This is a genomic window from Bacillus sp. TE8-1 (assembly GCF_008368855.1).
Classification (GTDB): domain Bacteria; phylum Bacillota; class Bacilli; order Bacillales; family Bacillaceae_G; genus Bacillus_A; species Bacillus_A cereus.
The window spans coordinates 1-18,141 of the sequence record NZ_QPET01000008.1 but is presented as its reverse complement, the minus strand read 5'-3'; the positions used below and the strand labels follow the sequence as shown (position 1 = coordinate 18,141).

Below are 18,141 nucleotides of genomic sequence, written 5' to 3'. Positions count from 1 at the left end.
ATGTGTGTATAACTTGTATTTAGACGAAGGTAAACATTTTAAGTCTAATTCTAAAGTATTCCTGCAAAATAAAATTCTCACTAATAAAAAATATGTTATATAACTATAAAAACTCTACCAAATTATTAAAGGAATCTCCTTCCCCCTATCGAATTATTGTAGAGGAAAGGAGAGGAATACATGGAAATTCTAGGTTTAGATCCTCGCGCATTAGCGACTTTAGGTGCACTTGAATACACCAATCGTCGCAATAAATTAATTGAAGACTCGGAGAATAACATATACGAGTGTAAAGAAATAAAAGAAATACTTCAATCACTCCCTAAAGAGAAGCAGATTGAGGTTCTTGAGAATCAAGCTCACTTTGAAGCTGTGGCAAAGATGATTGAACAAAACAATTTAATTCTTTTAGAACAGATGAAAGCTCTACAGCTAATTCAGAAATAACAAACTTATGATTGATTAACTCTACATATGCTTCCATAAATAATGTATCTTTATTTATACCTTCAGCCTCTGTTTTTACAGGGGCTTTTGTTATGCGTTGATTCATATTTTGAATTTGAATAGTTTCTTTTACATGTATGAATAGATCTTCTAATAAACCTGGTGTAGACTCTAATTCCTGCTTTTCAATTTCCTCTGTGACGGCACTGATAAATTCCCATAGTACTTTTGCACCTAGTAGTTCTGCTAATCGTTTTTCACGTATTTCAAATGTTTTCATGTTCATGCAAATACCCCCTATAATTTATATATAATGATAAAAACATTATAATTTTATGTAAAATTGCCTAATACATTTTCTAAGCTTACATTTCTAAAAAATCACTACATCATCTTAAAAGTCTAACATTATTCAACACAATTCGTGTTGTTCCGAATCAAAAAAAATCGTTTGGACTGTAACACCATAGAAATTAGCTAATTTTATTTTTATATTATCTCGTGGGATTCTCTGTCCATTTTCATACATCTGTAATGTACTAATACTGATTCCCACTGCTTTTGCCACCTCTTCTCTAGATCTTCCATTTCTTAAGTTAATTAGATTTTCAGCTACTCTTTCATAATTCATACATTCTCACCTCTAAAGCCACATTTCGTGTTGTTAATTAAAATATAAACCGCACATTTCGTGTTGTCAATAGATTATAATTATCAACTTTTAAAAATTTTAATTATTTAACACATAATGTGTTAATATATTATCAGGTGATAGAATGAAAACGTTTGGAAATATAATTCGTGATTTAAGAAAACAAAAAGGCATTACACAAAAAGAACTTGCCCAATCGCTTCAACTAAGTGAAAGTACAATTGGTATGTATGAACGCAATGAACGTCAACCTGATTACAATACCTTGATACGTATAGCAAATTACTTTAATGTGTCTACTGATTTTCTTCTAGGGCGAGATTTTAATGTTAAAGAGGACAGAAACAATAAAGAACTAGATCAATGGTTAAATGATATAAAACTTGCTCCATCCCAAAAGCGTGAAGAATTAAAACGTTTTTGGAATTTTATAATGCAGGAAGAAAAGTAATCAAATAAACCTCCACCTTGACAGGGTGAAGGTCGTGAGTTCGAGCCTCTCCGGGGTCATACTGATAGAAACCGTGTCAAATTAACGTTTGATGCGGTTTTTTATTTTCCGTTGACTTAACGGTGACTTGACACAGGGTGGCGGTCAGCTACAACAAATAGTTATACGTCTTTTGTCTTGTTTTCAATAACGACATAGGAGGCGTTTTTTTATGACATCTAATATGGAACATTATCTCTTATATTTTTCATTCCTACTGCTACTTATGTTATTTCTAAATTGATTAGGAATGTACCTAAAGATATGAACACTGAAATTATAACGAAGAACCGAATTATATGTAAACTTTCAAAAATAAAAACACTTAATAGCAATGTAGCGGCACCCCTATAATAAGTATCTTTCCACAAAGAAAAGACACCCTAAGGTGCCTTTCTCCGACTTGATAACCACTTTAATTTTAATAATATGTATTGGACTTTCATCCAAAGATAATTCTAACATATTTTCAGAAAAATGAAAGCGGATTCTTTAACTTACTTAATTACTTTGTCCATAACCTCTTTATATTTGTTAAATTGGGCATCTTCCATATCACCGTTCATTTGTATAAGAAAGTTACCTTTTGCGTAAGTATGAGAAAATAGCATTTGATTACCATTGCCTAAATCATCATAGGATTTCTTAGCTTTTTCAAGATCTTCTTTGTTTTTAAACTCAAATATTCGACCGCCACTATCTTCACCTAATGCTGGAACAAGAATGCGCTTTGCTTCTTTTCTAGTATTTCCAAATTCTTTTTCTGGTAGGTCACTAGGATTTTCAGCTTCTAATCCTGCGGCTTTAAATTCTTCAATTACCTTACCAACCGTGACATTACTTGTCATTAATTTAACGCTGTCACAAGCAGCTAAACCGAATAATAATAGGGCACCAATAAGTAATACTGCTAATCTTTTAAACATAGTTGTTCATTCCTCCTAATGTAAATAAATCCGTATATATAATAACAAATTATTAATTTATATATTGTTATATATTTTTTAATGAAAATAAAAAAGGGTTTACCCATGTTCTAAAATTAACAAGACTTATAATAAGCATTATAATGCAAAGGATACAACCTATAATATCAATGCTAAGAAATAACTTCCCCTTTATTGTTTTCATTCATAACTATTCCCTTCCAGATGCCACCTTAAATTTATAATTATTAATATACATTTTGACCTTTAACTATTTTTTATATTTAATTATTTTTGTTGGTTCTGGTGCAACAAATACTGTTATTGTGTGTACTCGGGTAGCAAGATAGCAATAACCCCTGAAATTAAAATTAAATCTGAACAGATTGAAGAATTCACTACAAAAAAGCTAACGAAGCTAAAATAAACAAAATATAGATTTGAATTATATTTCTCAACAACCAAAATTACTTAATGTGGTAAAAAATAATCTGGTTGGCACCCAATACCATATTACGATGGTTCCAGTCGCAGGAAGGCACCTTTGGGTGTCTTTTCTTTTGTTTGAAACATATTCTGGCAAAATACCTGTATCTTTGTTAATTTACGACTCACATAAAACAACAAACTTCGTATATATAATTTGTTACCCTAAATGGGTTGAAAATACGAACAGTTATAGGAGGATTTTGTGAATGATAAAAACAGCTTGTGTAAGTATTATTACTGGAATTCTTTTAATATGTTCAACAGGATGTGCCAATCAAACTGATTCTATTATAGCTAAAACTCAATCAATAGATGATGGCACATATACAACAAAAGAGATCACAGACGCATTTCCTGTAGGAACACCCATAACTACTTACATTCAAAAAGAAGAAAAACTGAACGTAAAACATCTCACCAATATTTCACTTACAGATGGTGGCGTCGGTAGAGTTCTGGAAGCAACAGATGGTTTTGTTGTCGTATGTGGGAATGAAAAAGGAGTTTTTGATGTGTTAATATTTAAAACCATGGAAGATGTAAAGAAATATGAACAGAGTTTAAAGCGATAATTAATATTCTTCTTATGCCTTTTACACAGACATTGTCCTCTTGCTCTTGCTATGGCTTTTTCTAAGTACAGTATAATAATTGCGTCATGAATACACACACGTTATAATAGTCACCTAATTACATATGAAGAGGTGCAGAAAATGAATAAAACAGAATTAACAAAAGTAGTAGCAGAAAAAGCTGAACTTACACAAAAAGATGCTGCAGCAGCAACACAAGCGTTATTAGATACAGTAACAAATGCGCTAGCAAATGGAGAGAAAGTACAGATTCTTGGTTTTGGTACATTTGAAGTACGTGAAAGATCTGCACGTACAGGACGTAACCCACAAACAGGTGAAGAAATGCAAATCGCGGCTTCAAAAGCACCTGCTTTTAAAGCTGGAAAAGAATTAAAAGAGGCAGTGAAATAATTACACATAGTCAAAAGGCTTTCCACGCCCCAGCTTTGCCCCCTACCCTTCGCATATCCTGTTTTGGCTAGCTAATCTGGTTTGTTAAGGGGGAAAAGAGAAGGAGGGCAAAAAAAAGAATCCTTTAAAGACCAGGATTCTTTTTTTTGAAGTATCGCCTATTGTGAAGTATTTTTATAAGAATGTGTAGTAGAAGGTTATAGCAAATCCGATTATAAAGAGTAATGATACGAGGAGATAAACTCTTTTTTTGTTATCTTTTGCTATTATTTTATCTAGTGTAATAAAAATACCAACAATACCTGCGATTAATGCGAATTTAGAGAATTCAGATGGATATGTGAAGGCAACTACTGCGAAACAAGCAATAATCAATGTTAGTCTATAAAACAGTATTCCTTTAGACATTTCCATTTGAGGAATCACACCCTTCTTTTTATATTTGACTAGCAGCGCAACCAATTGCGTAACCAGCTAGACATCCAAGACAACCACCACATGCATATGGACTAGCAAATAAACATCCTCCACATGCACCTTCGCAAGCCCATTTAGCCCATTGAGGCATAGTTTTCCAGTTGTTTTTAATACAACGTTGAACATCTTCCCAGTAACCTGCTTTTGCATTGTTTTCTTTTAAGATTGATTCACTTTTTCCATCAGTGAATAATTTCATCTGATTAAGTTTTCCATCTTTTGAATTTAGGTCTAAAGTCCCTACATTTTCACCATCTAATGTTTTTACTGTTAAAAGAATCGTATCACCATTATTTGGTGTTTTCAACTCTAAAAATGTAGGGTCTGCAAACTTACTTTCAGATTCGTTAAATCCTACAGTTAGATATTGTTTTGTATCATTAGATTTAGGGTTTTCTTTTGAAGGAATTATGATCGCCGATGTTTTATTCTCTTTATAATCGACCTTAACAGCTTCTTTCCATTCAAAATCTGCTGTGGAGTAAATACTTAATTTGTTTTGTTTAAGATCAGTTAATTGTTTTTTTACTTTGTCCAAAATTTGTTCGTCAGCAAATTTATTTGTTTCATTTTTCGAAAGATTTTCTGGTTTTTTACAAGGTACACAATCGTTCTTTTTTTCTTTGGTATTATTATTAATATTGTTACTAGTATTATCTTGTGCAAAAACTTTTTCTAAATTTAGTGAGTATGGTTGAAAAACTCCAAAAGCTAATATAACTACGACAAAAACTAATCCTAAAATTTTTTTCAAACTAATACAGCTCCCTTATAAGTATAATTTCTCCTCACCTCCATAATAGAACAAAAAATGAAAATTTTTAATATTTTTCTAATAATTGGAATATGTTGTTAACTTAGAGAACTTTGATATATTCCGTTTTTCATTTATTTAAAAATCAGATTATAAAAAAACACCTTCAAGAATGAAGGTGTTTTTTTCTTATAAGTCAGCGTGTGTTTGTAATAAATAATCTGGTCTTGCTGGTGCACCTCCACCGTCTCCTATATTTACAGCTTGATTTTTAAAAGAATCGTTTAACCCTAACGATAGGATACTAATTAAAGATATTCCAAGTATAGTTAGATAGATTTTTTTCATTATTTTAACGCTCCTTTTTCTAATTCATTTTTTTGAGCTGTATTGCTCATGTAAAAATATTGACTTGCTTTGTTATGGTTATTTTCTTCATAAAACTTTAGAGCTAAGATATCAGCATATTCTTTTACGCATTCCCATAGTTTTTCTTGTTTGAAATAAGTAATACCTTCTGAAACAAATATTTCTAAAGTTAATGTAGGGACATTGTTGTTGAGGGCTTTTAAAATTTTAAAACGATGTTGGAATTCTTGATTGTTAAAATCGTTACTAAGTTTTAATCCTTTTTGAATTAGTTGATCGCTGTAATTATGGTCATTTATCTTATAGTATTCATATGCTTCTACGAAAAATGCTTTGAAATGGTTTGGATTGTTCTTTGTTACTTCAGATACATGACGAATCGCGAGTTTAGATAAATTTTGTTTTGAATATAACCAAGCTAAATTATGTCTTACCATAAGGATAGAATTTTTATGGTTATTTTTTTGGAATGTGTCTAGTGCCTTATTAAATGACTCCTCAGCTAATTCGAAATGTTTTAAATCAATACAACACAGACCTATAAAATTGTCACATAGTGCTACATTTATTTCATAATCTTCATGTTTTAAAAATTCTTCTTTAGCTAATTTTATATAATCAAGAGCTATTACTTGTTTATAGATTTGATAATAAAAATATCCCATTCGATAATTAAATTCAGCATGTTCTATTGGATCAGGAATGTGTATTAATAGTTCTTTTGCTTTTTCATAGTGTTCACTTGCTTCAGTGTAATTGGATGTTAAAGTACAATGAAATGCTTTAAAGAAGTGATAATAATAAGCCAGGAAGTCATCTGCTGGAGTTGTGAAATTATCCATTTCATCAAAACTGCTTTCGTTAATACTTATCCAATCTGTTAATGCTTTGTATCTAAAATCTAATAAAGAATAATATAAGATTAAGTTTTGATTTTCTTTGACATTGTTAATTTCATTGTCTATATACTCTTTTAATTGTTTTGCTTTAACTAATTGGTGTTTTAACATGGATTGATACCAGTCGTTTAATAATTTTGTTATTTGTTCATTTTCTAATTGAACATTCATAGAATCTTCCCCTTTTCCAAAATTATCTATATCTAATGTAAAACCATGGTATCATGGCATTACGTTAGATTAACCTTTAAATAAGTTGATATATATAAATTTCAATATTCTGTGTAATTTACCTTTAATTTTATTACGATTCTTATTTAGTATGGTTTTAGCAAAAGAAATACTAATAAATCCAGGGCACATTTATGGACAGGATGAAGGATATTACATACGTTTATCATACACCTATGCTTCAATCAAATATTTATAAAATTAAATATACTAATTAAAAGAAATTATCCATCCACTTTAATGTGAGGTCATTGCCATCAAGTTAAGAAATTCATTATCCTAAAAACGAAAAAAATGAATTCTCATAAATTGGTGTAGAGAGATAAAAATTTTCTTTTTGTGGGTATTTCAAAATTTTAGCTTGATGGACATGTGTCACGCCCCCTATTACTGATTGTTGTTAGAACTGCTGCTCCCACAAGAAGAATATCTGAAAAAATTATTTTAAAACAAAACCTCTTTATAAAAGAACTCGCGTTCGTATACAATAAGAACAAACATTCTTTTTATTTAGGGAGGAATAACAGTGTATGACTATTGTATCTTACCGAATAGAATCATCTTATGTGTTGATTTACGTAGCTTTTACCCTTCTATAAGTTGCATCAAAATGGGGTTAGATCCTATGTATACAAAATTGGCAGTAGTCGCTAATGTAAATAGAAACGATTCAATCGTATTAGCTGCCACTCCCCCATTAAAAGAATTGGGAGTAAAGAAGATGGCGAGATTATACGAGATCCCTCGCAGAAAAGACATTCTAGTTGTAAATCCCATTATGGCTACTTACATTAAATGCTCCAATTACATAACAAAACTAGCTTTACAGTACGTTCCTATTAAAGATTTTCACCAATATTCTATCGATGAGTTTTTCATGGATATTACGGATAGTATTCATTTATTTGCTAACAATCCCTATGAATTTGCGTTGACATTTAAACGTGAAATATATGCAAAAACACGGATCGAATGCACAATAGGAATTGGCCCTAACCCTTTAATGAGCAAAATAGCTTTAGATATAGATGTAAAATAAAATAAATTTACGTAAACATGTTTAAATCATTATAAAGGAGCATAAAAGAATGCAAGAGGTTCAAATAAGAAAGAGTGCAATAGGAGCAATTATTCATAATGATATTAAAAACTATCCCTATTTAAATATACCTATGGTTATTAAAGAGAAAGATGGACAGATTTATGAAGTTATAAACACTGGTTTTCACACTAATAATGCAGTAAGAATGATAACAACGGACGATTTTGCAACAACCAGAGTAAATGCACCGATTGTAACTGTAAAAAACAGTGATGGTAATATTCAAGTATACCGCTTGCCTTTAGAATTGGAATCTTGGGTAATTTCTTGTATGCAGGCTGCTTCTGCAGGAAAAATTTCATTTCCATGTAAAGTTTCCTTTGGGATTATAGATACAAAATATTATGTTGAATTCATTTAAAATTGGAATATATTTGATGCGAATAAAGACGGAACACCAACATTTTGCAAATTCTGTACGTCAAGACTAAATCTCTTAATCAAACCATATTTTATTATAAGTACCAAAACTCACTACCAACAACAAAGTAGCCTAAAAAATATTAAACATCCTTTATTATCGATATTATTAACGTCAAATAAAAAAAGAAGAGAGAAAACATTCTCTCTTCACCAATAATATTTTACAGAGTAAGTAGGGTAAAAAACTATATAAAGATGAACCACGAAAATACTTTACCTAGTTAATTATATCATAAATCACTCTAAAAAAATACATATCACATACAATTTTGTTTTATTTATGACAAAATTGTTAAATATTTGAATACAAAAAGGCATTATATCTAAATGAATAGAAAGGTGTTGGTGTGGTAATAAAATTTAAGGAGGCTTTCTATTATGTTTTCAAAAAAACAAAAATTATTAACAGTAATTACAACATTAACATTAGGGTGCGGATTTACTTTTGGCTTAACACCTGCTTCTGCGGATACTGCCAATAACACTTCTCCAATTAAGGAGGAACAGGTACGAATACAAATACCTTTCACGGGCTATGTTATTTCAGCAGACGATAATTACTTAATTGTTGCTGATACTTTTACGAAAGAAGAAGCACTTTATTATCAGAATAATTGGTGGGAGCTAGTTTCCCAAAATAAAATTTTAAGAGTACCTGTATCCAATGGTGAAAGCTACAAATTAGGTGAAAAATTAAACGTATACGCTGCTGCTTGGACTTACTCTTTACCACCAATCGCTATAATGCCAACAATTGAAAAAGTAGTTGATTAAATACTGCTTAGCTAATAAAAGAAACATTGCCCTAATTAGAGCAATGTTTCTTTTCCTCATTTGACATTAGAAATTGAAATGGATAAGAACAGATTTGGAACGCTATTCTCAAAAGCTAATGTAAAGGAAGGGATGAGTTCATGTATTCTTTCTTGCAGTGATTTCTTATCTACTTCTCCAAGTTCGTTCAAAAGTTCATTCTCTTCTGAAGACTCATCTCCATTGATTAACATCATTAACATATCTAAGTTAATGATTTCATGAGGCGAATGAACTAGCCCATTCATCATTATATATTTTTGGAGCATGGATGAATTACCTTCATTTGCTTGCTTTACAGCTTGTTTAAGATATAAATCAAAATATTTCTGTGTAAATTTCACACCTTTTAGTGGAACGGCTCCTACATGTTCAACACCTTTCCAACGTAAATCCGCAATTGAACTCAGCCACCATGCCGGCTCAATAGCTTTTTGCATACGTTGCAGCACCTTGCGTTCGAATCCAGGTTTATGAGTAGAGTGTTCTTTTAAACAAGTATCTAACATTTCAGCTTCAATGGCAGCTACGGTCATCCCCTGTCCATAAATGGGATCAAAGTTACAAAAAGCATCACCTAACACTAATAATCCAGATGGCCAATTTTCCATTTGTTCAAAATGTTGACGAATTGACTCCTGCGCTCTAAATCCTCTTGGGACACTAATTGGTTCTAACTTTTTAATTAACTCTCTCATCATAGGGGTAACTAAAGAATCCAGTTCTTTTTCATATTCTTTTGAATTGGTTGGTGGATAGTGCGTACCTCCAGCAACAAATAGTAGCGCTTGAGCTATGTTATCTTCAATATATAATAACCCTACAGCACCAACGTTTTTAGCAGGATCGCCTTCAGAAATTGTACTCAATTTCTCTTTGATATGTGAAGGTACTTTATAATATCTCGTGCTATATCCAAAATTCACCTTTAAATGTTCTGGCTCTGGAACATCATACCCCATAGATGTAAGCCATTTATTGAGTTTAGATTGACGACCACATGTGTCGACTACCAAATCGGTTAACACAGTTCGTTTTGTTTTTAATTCGTCTCGTTCTTGAATATGAATTCCAATAACACGCTTGTGATCCGACGAAGCTAAAAGGCCTGTCACCGCTTGCTTTGAATAAAAATGTACATTAGGAATTTCTTGCACACGTTGGCGGATTGTCCATTCTAACAATGCTCGACTGCTCGCTGCACCTTTTCGTTCTATAACTAGTTCAAGTGCCCCATACGGAGAAAATCGAATCATTTTATCATTCTTAACATTATGGGCCCCTAGATTTAATAAATCATCAACATATCCAGGAAAGAAACGGTTCATAATTATTTCTCCGCGTGGTAATACACGATGAGGATGAAAGTCTTGGGGTGTACCTGGACGTTCAGATGGTTTTTGAGGTAACTCATCTTTTTCAACAACTATCACTTTCTCAAAATGACTGGAAAGCACGCGTGCAGTAAGCAATCCTGCAATACCAGCTCCAATCACAAGTGCCTTTTCTCTTTTTTGCTGTTGATATAGTAATTGATTATCCATCAATAATCTCCCCTCTTTCTAAAAAGTATGTTTGTTCAACATGAATCTATTAAAACTTTTTCAGAAATCAGAATAAACAAATGATGATTCTTCATTATTTTAATAAAGAGCCCGGTGATATAATAGTTCATATAGGGAAACAAAAACAGATACATTTCAAAACACTACATCCCCCGCTATTACAAGTGAGAAATAATTAACGTGATCAATAGAATTGTAGTATCTGATAGCACCGGTATCATTACATTACAGAGTTCACCCTAAAATAGTAATCTGTTGAAAAACTCACTTTAACCAACAGGTGCTTTAATTAAATACCTTTATTATCTCTGCAAAGGTATTACAATTTTAAATACGCTTTTCAATCCTTTGAATTCAGTAAAACAATTCATTTAAATAATAAGATTTTATTGCATGATAGAATACCTAAAGCGCTGTTGGTATTTTGTTTCATTATGCCCTATTGGGGATCTGCCTCCAACATTCATATTATTAAAATCACGTTAGTCCAAGTCAGAAAAAGTACATTTAAATGAGTATCTTTTTAACAAAATTCAAGTTCATATAACCTCTATAAATGCCCACCGCTTATAATAGTTTTTTTAATACTGCTTTATTCCCCCTTTAATATTTTTTATAATTTGCACCTTAAATGTATCACTTTTATTACCCTTATAAATATTTAGGGTTTTTAGAAATATTTATTTAATTTTTAGTAATATTAGGATTCTATTTTATCAAATAGAAACTAGAGGGTTTGAGAGAAGTATGTAATAATGCATAATAAATCAATCAGATATTATGATATACTTTCAAAGAGCTGATACAAAGTTTCTTTAGATTGGAAAACTAAAGTCTTATCTACCTATTTGTGGGGACGCCTTATGGCGTCTTTTCTTTTTTTATTATAAAAAAACCCTCAAGCATTCATATACTTAAGGATTTATCGATTGAAAGATAGAGCTGTTTGGAATTCCTTAAATTAAGAACAAAGCGGGATTGCTCCTAAACCAATTAATAAAGCTGCAGCAAACGCTGGAATTGGCGCAGGAATCTCGATACCTTCTACAACTAAAAAGTATTGTCCATTTACTACTTTAAAACAAACTAATTGCATGGCTAATCTTCCCTTCTGTTAGGATTAATACATTGTATTAAACAATCCGATTATTATTATAATTAAATGTTTTGTTTTTCAGAAAACGAGGCATCAATATTCCGGGGAAGCACATTAAATGATCTTTCCCTTATTTTCAAAAGAACCTGCTTAAGTCATACGTAAAAACATAAGGTAAATTAAATTTTATACACGCCGATCACGGTGATTTTTCGATGCCCCCATCATAATGAATCTCTCCTTTTCCTCTTTTTATCAATATTGGTAGGTAAAGAGGGGGCAGACACAAAAACAGGTTGTGGAGAAAGTCTTCTTCACAACCTGAGAGTAAGTTATATATTCAAATATGACTTGTTCTTTTAACTATTTAGTCTTTTATAATCTGCTATAGTCGATATAACTAGAGTCATAATAAATCCACTGACCTGTTCCAATTCTTAGCCAACCATTCTTTTCTTCATATACTGTAACTTTTTCGCCTTTACTTGTCTTTCTAACAATAGAATAGTTTGTACCTGATCCGCTTCGAACATTTACCCCAATACCATTAATTTGAGCCGTTCCAATTACCTTTTCTACACTACCATTTTCAATTACTTGTAGCATATTTAGAATGAATGTTGCTGTTTCACCACGAGTTGTTGTTCCTTTAGGGTCGTATTGATTGTCACCCTTACCTCTTACAATACCTAGGCCATACAGTCTTTGTACGTCTTCTTTATATATAATTTGGTCTTTATCTGAGAATGGTAGGTTTACAACTGGTCCCCATATACCTTTATACTGTAAAGCCTTGTTTACAATAATTGCTGATTCTTCTCTTGTAATAGGTGTGTTTGGGTCAAAATAACCATCTCCTCTACCTTGAATGATACCTGCACTTGCAGTACGTTTAATACCATCCCGTAAAGTTGAATTTGCATCGTTTAGGTCTTTAAATGAAGCATCTCCAGCTGGCAGGTTTAGAGAGTTAGAGATTAATTGAGCAAATTCGGCTCTTGTTATCGCTCTATTGGGTGCGAAAACTCCGTTTCCTTCCCCTATCATAATACCTCTTCTATTTAACTCTCGAATAGCTTCTTCATACCACCCTCCTGTAATGTCATCCTTTGGTTGATAAAGATTATTATAATACCCCTCAACGCTATTTACGAATACATCCCATTGCCCATTATTAATCATGTTAGCAGGGCAGATTTTACCGCTCCATTTTTGGTGTTTTACAATGTTATTTAACGGTACACCAGTTTCTTTCATTAAATAAGCTACAAGTTTCTTAGCGTTATCTACTGCTTTACTGTAGTTTCCGTCACTATTAACTGCGATTTCAATTGCAATGGATTCTCTATTACCTGGACCATCACCGTCTCCTGCATGCCATCCGTTCTCGTTTAATGGTAGGTGTTGATAAATCTCTTTATCGTCTACTGTAAAATGCCACGATGCAGCTCGGTCTGTGTTGCCTACTGCTTGGTTATAAAGGTATTGGGCGTGGTTTCTAGCGCCTGCTCCTACACTTGTATTATCAGTCTCATGAATTGTAATGTACTTTGGACTCATATAGTTTTGAGGACGAATATTATCGTTACCTGCTGGTACAATCCATTCAGTGAATGGAACACCATTTATTGTACTAGAGGTGCTAGGTGATATGGGAGACAAACTACGTTTTGTTCTGTTTGAATTGTTAGGAACAGTTAGTGTACCTGTTTCTTCATGAATACCTTCTGAACGTTGAAGACTATCTACTTTCTTATTGTCGACAGTGCCTCCACCACGTCCGTCTACCTCTTTAAAACTAGCTTCAATACTTTTTAAAGCCTGTTCATCTGATGTGGTTTTACTTTGTTCCTGAACGTTTGTAGATTGCTTATTGTTTACTAATTGTTGTTCCTCTGCAAACGATACCAATGGTGAAGATAATACCGTTAATCCTGCCGTGAATGCTACTACTTTTTTATTAAATTTAATATTCATTTCTAATTTGGTATACCTCACTATTTTAATAGATATACCTTCCTCCTTGTACTTCTTTTAGTGTGAATGATAGTTTGAATAATGGTAGCCTGAACCTCAAAATAACGGATTGATTTTACATTTCATATGACAACCCGACATCTATAAGTCCTACATGAAATGTTAGTACTTTAGAATTATAACACAGCACGGTTGCAATACTTCCAAGACTCTTGCAAGTAATCTCCTAATCTTGGATATACTGATAGTTTGACTCTAAAAAAGGGCGTGATCACATTGCTATCAAGCTAAGATTATACAATGTCAAGTATAGTAGTGATTATTTCTTTTTTCTAAAAGCCAGACTTAGAGAAGTTAAAGGTTTGCATGCGAAATAAACCCTATCGGGTTTCATTTTTTGAATTAGGCCGCTTAATAGGTCATATTCAAGTTGATTTTTCATCCCAGCAGTATAGCTACACCCTCCAGCCCCAGGATAAATGGTTGAAAATATATCTGAAAGCTGAAATGCAGTGGAATCTAAAATGCGAATACGCTTGAAAATAGAGGTGTATGGAGAAGAAAGTGGTATAGATGAAGTTAATTTTTTATTTAGAAGGTTAGTCAATATATGTTGTAAAAACTGAACGGCTGATTTATTAAACCTTTGATACAGTCCTTCTGTGGATGCTTCTAAACAGCTAGATAGCTGCGCTAAAGAGGTTGTAGCGATATTTTGACTTATCCATATACATAAAGCGACTAAATCTTTTGCTTGGTATTTACTGGTTCGTTTTACGAAACCAACATCTCTAGCAAGATCCCGTAAGATATTTGGAGATAAAAAACTTTGAATCTCTTGAGCAAATAGTTGTAATTCATCAGATACAGAAATAGACATTCAAAAGCGCCATCCTTTCCTATGATTCTACAAAAAGAATAGCGTATTTTTTTTCATTTTAGGGAGGGTTTTGTTGAATTATCTTGATAGCGATTGGTGGTACCCCTTATAGGATAATAGAAGTTTGCATTTTTAATTTTTTCACACTCTATTAACAAGGCAGTTATAGCATCCTGGTTTAGCATTAAGAATGTGAATATATTCTACTTCTTTATTATCAAAAATTTCATCTATATTTTCTCTTAAATTTACACCTTCTGTAACCCTTGCTTCTACAATCATTGAGTCAGCATTGTAGCCGCGTACAGATAGATACCTATGATGTAACATATGCGGAATTTCATTTACATCTAGCTTAGCAGTAGTTGCTCCCTTTCGTATAAATATAGGACCACTTGCTTTATAAGGCGAATTAACACTATGATATTGGTAATTCAGTAAAATTACCTCTTCTCCTACCTCTGCATCCTTCAAACTTATCCTGCAAGGATATCCAGGGTTTTTATTTGCTATTATTTTGACTGCCCCGATACTTTTTAATACTTCTTCATTCATTAGAAATAGGTTATTAAACTCCTTCTCTTGCAACGCAACGATTTGAAAGTTATTTCTCATATTCTATCCTTCCTTAATTAGTTGTTATAAAGTATTTCACTAATGATGCTACCACTAAAGTTCATAAAACTTGTTCAATAATCTTGCCTGTTTGTTGAGGATTGAATTAAAAAGCTTACAATTCTATAACAGAGAAAAAATGGCTTATTATTGTTCAATACAAAGTTGTTTACTTTTAATCAATCAGTAATGATTTATCGAAAAATACGATGAGTACAAAGCACTCTTGTTAATTCATGCTATCTTTTGTTAAAGAACGTGAATTCAGTCAAGTTCTTGGTTTTCGGTATTTCCACTATGGAAAGCACGGAATTGACTCGGTGAAAATCCTGTATTTCTTTTAAATGCATTATAAAAGCTAGATACACTTTGATAGCCTGTTTGATAACCAATCTCTGTACTATTAAAGACCGTTGTCAAGAGAAGTTCCTTTGCTTTCTTAACTCTGATCCTTTCTAAATATATTCGAGGAGTATACCCTGTTCTTTCTTTGAAAATCCGATTTAAATGAAAACGACTAACTCCTACCCTTGATGCAATTTCATTTAAAGACATGTTTTGAACATAATTATTTTTTATCAATCGCATAGTATCTTCCAAAACGCATTCGAACGGGTCGTATATTTTTATATTTAGATCTGATCGGCATCTTTTGCATGGGCGATAGCCTGCCCTTTGAGCTTCGTGCGCATTTGAAAAAAAGGATACATTTTCAAAATTAGGAACCTTAGACTTGCAAGAAGGCCGGCAAAAAATCCCAGTTGTTTTGACTGCGTAAAAGAATATCCCGTCATACGCTGAATCACATGATACTGTTGCTTTCCACATGGTATCTCTGGAAAGGTTATTTTGATCCTTCATTAGATTTTAATCCCCCCTTGTAGGCGAAAATCTTATTACTCAAAATCATATAAATCGCATATATAGCCACGACAATTAACGGGACAAATATATATAATTGAAAAAATGGAATCACCAGCAAACATAAAATGAAAGAGATTAACGATGCCCACCATGCTGGTGTGTTCTTCCTAAATAATTTAACGCCTGCTGCCATTGAAAGAACATAAACTAGAATCCCAAGAGAAGTCGGTATAAACAAAATATCATCAAACGTTAGTGACAAAGCTTCTGTCACTAATACACCTGCTACCGAAAAACAGATAACAAACAATACCATCTGTCTTGGAATTTGAGTAGTTGCATGCAACCTTGAGAAAAATTTTGGAAAAGCACCATCTCTGCTTAATGAATATCCTAATTGCGTTAGGCTGGCTACAAAAGCATTCGCTGTCCCTGTACAAATAATTAAAGCTAAAACAGCTGTAACGACTTTGGCACCTCCACCTACTGTATCTCCCATTATAACACCAATAGGTGACAGGTTGCTTTCTTGACTGCCATACGTGGCCGTTCCAATAGTGACAAGGCTTAGCGCTAAAAATAATAATCCAATGACAACTGCACTAATAACTGCTCCTTTGACAATATCTTTTTCTGGCCTTTTAAAGTGCTCAGCCAGATTACAAATCGCCTCCCAACCGAAAAATGACCAAAAGATAACCGTTATAGCGTTCCCGACAGAAAACCATCCATTTGGAACAAAGGGATTAAAATTTCCCCATTGTATTCTTGGAAACGCCACAAATATAGCTGACGCTAAAAGAATCAGTAATAAAGAACTTAAAATCAATGCAACTTTACCACTAACATTTACGCCGTAATAATTGGAAACACCTGCAATTACCAAAATAAAGACGGCAATTACAATTGTTTCAAAATGCGAAAATCCAAATGCCTGACTGACGTAAAATGCACCAGTTAAAGATACAATCGTTTGACCAACTGCTGCTGTTACAAAGTAAAACCACCCAACGATATTGCCAAGATGATATCCAAAAGAATTTCTAACAAAGGTTGCTGCTCCACCGGAATCAGGATATATCCGTGCCAAACTAGCAAAGGAATAAGCAAGCGGAAAACTAATTATAATAACGATAAACCAGGATACAATAGATGCAGGGCCCGCTATTGAGGCCGTTACCCCCGATAAAAAAAGGACACCTGATCCTAGAATAGCTGAAATGTATAACGCAATTCCTTGAAATAATCCAATGGCTTTATTGTTCATGATCTCCCCCCTTTTATAGTATTTAGTGTACTAGTAAAAAGGGGGGAATTCTTCTTGTTTTTTGCGGTTTAATTCGTTTAATAAAACAATCAAAAGCATTTTTATTATATTTCTTCTTCAACAATCTGGCCCGATTGTTGAAGAAAGTAGCCTGTTCCAATAAAGAACTTTATTGTTCAGTAAACAACTTGTCATAAAACCATAAAACGAACCAAAATTTTTCTTAAGAGTAGAAAATTCGGCTCGCTTTATGTTGGGATTCGCTTAGCGTATATTTTCGTTAAAACGTGGGCTGGATCCCATGCCCATCAACTTAAAATTTTAAGGTATTCCCAAAACGAAAAAACGAACTTTTTTATTACAAATTAGCACAAAATCTTGTTCTGGGGGTAGTTCTATTTTCTTAGCTTGATGGTGATGGGGTACCGCCACACATCCATCAACTTAAGGATTCGGTATAGCTTTAAAATAAAGATTGATTAAAAAATATCCTTCGATCCTTATTTAACAACAAATAAAAAACTCCATTTTGTCAAAAGATTGATTAAAATGGAGTTTTCCTTTATGAATATATAAACAATATTTATAAAAAAATTTAATCATTTTAAGATGAATTATTTTAGACATTATAAACTAGCAAAAATAAAAAGTAGATAGTACCCCTATCTAAAAAAATTTTTAATTGCTTCAAGTCTTATTTTATGACTGCATTCGTCACAGCAATATTTCCCTTTTGGATTTTCCTTGAACTGCTTATATTTTTCAGTTCCTTCATTTACTCGAAATACACTTTTACAGCAAAAACAAATAACCTCATAA

General features: G+C 32.6%; 19 protein-coding genes and 3 pseudogenes. 6 read left to right on the top strand and 16 right to left on the bottom strand.

What is annotated here, in order from left to right:
• Positions 1-322 precede the first annotated feature (322 nt).
• Positions 323-733: a hypothetical protein gene (locus tag DN404_RS06315; protein WP_149214849.1), complete on the bottom strand. Its 411-nt coding sequence runs from the start codon at positions 731-733 to the stop codon at positions 323-325.
• 126 nt (positions 734-859) lie between these two features.
• The gene (locus DN404_RS06310) at positions 860-1,078 is read right to left on the bottom strand and encodes a helix-turn-helix transcriptional regulator (protein ID WP_074790017.1); all 219 of its coding nucleotides are present in this window, start codon (positions 1,076-1,078) and stop codon (positions 860-862) included.
• Positions 1,079-1,223: 145 nt separating this feature from the next.
• On the opposite strand from DN404_RS06310, the gene DN404_RS06305 reads away from it, so the two are divergent.
• Entirely contained in the window at positions 1,224-1,550 is a 327-nt protein-coding gene (locus tag DN404_RS06305; RefSeq protein WP_098324063.1) for a helix-turn-helix domain-containing protein, read from the top strand.
• Between the two features lie 263 nt (positions 1,551-1,813).
• Here DN404_RS06305 and DN404_RS31415 read toward each other — a convergent pair.
• Both DN404_RS31415 and DN404_RS06300 read right to left on the bottom strand, forming a co-directional pair.
• Positions 1,814-1,924: pseudogene (locus tag DN404_RS31415) on the bottom strand (DUF3796 domain-containing protein); the annotation flags it as partial.
• A 162-nt stretch (positions 1,925-2,086) separates the two neighbouring features.
• On the bottom strand, positions 2,087-2,515 hold the full coding sequence (locus DN404_RS06300; protein ID WP_149214848.1) for a stress protein: 429 nt from the start codon (positions 2,513-2,515) through the stop codon (positions 2,087-2,089).
• Between the two features lie 695 nt (positions 2,516-3,210).
• On the opposite strand from DN404_RS06300, the gene DN404_RS06295 reads away from it, so the two are divergent.
• Together DN404_RS06295 and DN404_RS06290 are read left to right on the top strand one after the other, a co-directional pair.
• Positions 3,211-3,576 (top strand): hypothetical protein, encoded by a 366-nt coding sequence (locus DN404_RS06295; protein ID WP_149214847.1) that lies wholly within the window; start codon positions 3,211-3,213, stop codon positions 3,574-3,576.
• Between the two features lie 141 nt (positions 3,577-3,717).
• Positions 3,718-3,990, top strand: coding sequence for an HU family DNA-binding protein (locus DN404_RS06290; protein WP_001043944.1), 273 nt, complete (start codon positions 3,718-3,720; stop codon positions 3,988-3,990).
• A gap of 174 nt (positions 3,991-4,164) precedes the next feature.
• Here DN404_RS06290 and DN404_RS06285 read toward each other — a convergent pair whose 3' ends face one another.
• The 4 genes from DN404_RS06285 to DN404_RS06270 form a co-directional block, all read right to left on the bottom strand.
• Positions 4,165-4,404 carry a hypothetical protein gene (locus DN404_RS06285; protein ID WP_002182105.1) on the bottom strand — a complete coding sequence of 80 codons (240 nt, stop codon included), beginning with the start codon at positions 4,402-4,404 and terminating at the stop codon, positions 4,165-4,167.
• A 22-nt stretch (positions 4,405-4,426) separates the two neighbouring features.
• Positions 4,427-5,221, bottom strand: a complete 795-nt coding sequence (locus DN404_RS06280) for a hypothetical protein (RefSeq protein WP_149214846.1) — start codon at positions 5,219-5,221, stop codon at positions 4,427-4,429.
• 189 nt (positions 5,222-5,410) lie between these two features.
• Positions 5,411-5,569, bottom strand: coding sequence for a Phr family secreted Rap phosphatase inhibitor (locus DN404_RS06275; protein ID WP_000725639.1), 159 nt, complete (start codon positions 5,567-5,569; stop codon positions 5,411-5,413).
• Positions 5,569-6,660: a response regulator aspartate phosphatase gene (locus DN404_RS06270; protein WP_149214845.1), complete on the bottom strand. Its 1,092-nt coding sequence runs from the start codon at positions 6,658-6,660 to the stop codon at positions 5,569-5,571. The genes DN404_RS06275 and DN404_RS06270 overlap by 1 nt, the downstream gene beginning before the upstream one ends.
• 586 nt (positions 6,661-7,246) lie before the next feature.
• Between DN404_RS06270 and DN404_RS06260 the strand changes: the two are divergent.
• The 3 genes and pseudogenes from DN404_RS06260 to DN404_RS06250 all read left to right on the top strand — a co-directional run.
• Positions 7,247-7,756 (top strand): annotated as a pseudogene (locus tag DN404_RS06260) (Y-family DNA polymerase); the annotation flags it as partial.
• A gap of 52 nt (positions 7,757-7,808) precedes the next feature.
• The gene (locus DN404_RS06255; RefSeq protein WP_149214843.1) at positions 7,809-8,183 is read left to right on the top strand and encodes a hypothetical protein; all 375 of its coding nucleotides are present in this window, start codon (positions 7,809-7,811) and stop codon (positions 8,181-8,183) included.
• A 440-nt stretch (positions 8,184-8,623) separates the two neighbouring features.
• Positions 8,624-9,019, top strand: coding sequence for a DUF3221 domain-containing protein (locus DN404_RS06250; RefSeq protein WP_149214842.1), 396 nt, complete (start codon positions 8,624-8,626; stop codon positions 9,017-9,019).
• 56 nt (positions 9,020-9,075) lie between these two features.
• On the opposite strand, the gene DN404_RS06245 is transcribed toward DN404_RS06250, so the two are convergent.
• The 8 genes and pseudogenes from DN404_RS06245 to DN404_RS06215 all read right to left on the bottom strand — a co-directional run.
• A complete protein-coding gene (locus tag DN404_RS06245) occupies positions 9,076-10,602 on the bottom strand; it encodes an NAD(P)/FAD-dependent oxidoreductase (protein WP_149214841.1) in 1,527 nt (508 codons plus the stop codon).
• 982 nt (positions 10,603-11,584) lie between these two features.
• Positions 11,585-11,719: a hypothetical protein gene (locus tag DN404_RS30895; RefSeq protein ID WP_255444980.1), complete on the bottom strand. Its 135-nt coding sequence runs from the start codon at positions 11,717-11,719 to the stop codon at positions 11,585-11,587.
• A gap of 375 nt (positions 11,720-12,094) precedes the next feature.
• A complete protein-coding gene (locus DN404_RS06240; protein ID WP_149214840.1) occupies positions 12,095-13,696 on the bottom strand; it encodes an S-layer homology domain-containing protein in 1,602 nt (533 codons plus the stop codon).
• A gap of 406 nt (positions 13,697-14,102) precedes the next feature.
• A pseudogene (locus DN404_RS06235) lies at positions 14,103-14,576 on the bottom strand (transposase); the annotation flags it as partial.
• Positions 14,577-14,717: 141 nt separating this feature from the next.
• Positions 14,718-15,191, bottom strand: a complete 474-nt coding sequence (locus DN404_RS06230; protein WP_001245414.1) for a DUF1203 domain-containing protein — start codon at positions 15,189-15,191, stop codon at positions 14,718-14,720.
• 264 nt (positions 15,192-15,455) lie between these two features.
• Positions 15,456-16,052, bottom strand: a complete 597-nt coding sequence (locus DN404_RS06225; protein WP_086389399.1) for a bifunctional transcriptional activator/DNA repair enzyme AdaA — start codon at positions 16,050-16,052, stop codon at positions 15,456-15,458.
• On the bottom strand, positions 16,036-17,322 hold the full coding sequence (locus tag DN404_RS06220; protein WP_149214839.1) for an APC family permease: 1,287 nt from the start codon (positions 17,320-17,322) through the stop codon (positions 16,036-16,038). Before DN404_RS06220 ends, DN404_RS06225 begins: the two co-directional genes overlap by 17 nt.
• 662 nt (positions 17,323-17,984) lie before the next feature.
• On the bottom strand, positions 17,985-18,141 hold a 157-nt coding region (locus tag DN404_RS06215; protein WP_149214838.1), incomplete at its 5' end, for a DUF2197 domain-containing protein.

Excerpts from the sequence above, each read along its gene's own strand:
- DN404_RS06310 (WP_074790017.1), bottom strand. The coding sequence starts at position 1,078 with ATGAATTATGAAAGAGTAGCTGAAAATCTAATTAACTTAAGAAATGGA.
- DN404_RS06275 (WP_000725639.1), bottom strand. The coding sequence starts at position 5,569 with ATGAAAAAAATCTATCTAACTATACTTGGAATATCTTTAATTAGTATC.
- DN404_RS06290 (WP_001043944.1), top strand. The coding sequence starts at position 3,718 with ATGAATAAAACAGAATTAACAAAAGTAGTAGCAGAAAAAGCTGAACTT.
- DN404_RS06315 (WP_149214849.1), bottom strand. The coding sequence starts at position 733 with ATGAACATGAAAACATTTGAAATACGTGAAAAACGATTAGCAGAACTA.
- DN404_RS06250 (WP_149214842.1), top strand. The coding sequence starts at position 8,624 with ATGTTTTCAAAAAAACAAAAATTATTAACAGTAATTACAACATTAACA.
- DN404_RS06270 (WP_149214845.1), bottom strand. The coding sequence starts at position 6,660 with ATGAATGTTCAATTAGAAAATGAACAAATAACAAAATTATTAAACGAC.
- DN404_RS06300 (WP_149214848.1), bottom strand. The coding sequence starts at position 2,515 with ATGTTTAAAAGATTAGCAGTATTACTTATTGGTGCCCTATTATTATTC.
- DN404_RS06225 (WP_086389399.1), bottom strand. The coding sequence starts at position 16,052 with ATGAAGGATCAAAATAACCTTTCCAGAGATACCATGTGGAAAGCAACA.
- DN404_RS06305 (WP_098324063.1), top strand. The coding sequence starts at position 1,224 with ATGAAAACGTTTGGAAATATAATTCGTGATTTAAGAAAACAAAAAGGC.
- DN404_RS06220 (WP_149214839.1), bottom strand. The coding sequence starts at position 17,322 with ATGAACAATAAAGCCATTGGATTATTTCAAGGAATTGCGTTATACATT.
- DN404_RS06230 (WP_001245414.1), bottom strand. The coding sequence starts at position 15,191 with ATGAGAAATAACTTTCAAATCGTTGCGTTGCAAGAGAAGGAGTTTAAT.
- DN404_RS06245 (WP_149214841.1), bottom strand. The coding sequence starts at position 10,602 with ATGGATAATCAATTACTATATCAACAGCAAAAAAGAGAAAAGGCACTT.
- DN404_RS30895 (WP_255444980.1), bottom strand. The coding sequence starts at position 11,719 with ATGCAATTAGTTTGTTTTAAAGTAGTAAATGGACAATACTTTTTAGTT.
- DN404_RS06285 (WP_002182105.1), bottom strand. The coding sequence starts at position 4,404 with ATGGAAATGTCTAAAGGAATACTGTTTTATAGACTAACATTGATTATT.
- DN404_RS06295 (WP_149214847.1), top strand. The coding sequence starts at position 3,211 with ATGATAAAAACAGCTTGTGTAAGTATTATTACTGGAATTCTTTTAATA.
- DN404_RS06240 (WP_149214840.1), bottom strand. The coding sequence starts at position 13,696 with ATGAATATTAAATTTAATAAAAAAGTAGTAGCATTCACGGCAGGATTA.
- DN404_RS06255 (WP_149214843.1), top strand. The coding sequence starts at position 7,809 with ATGCAAGAGGTTCAAATAAGAAAGAGTGCAATAGGAGCAATTATTCAT.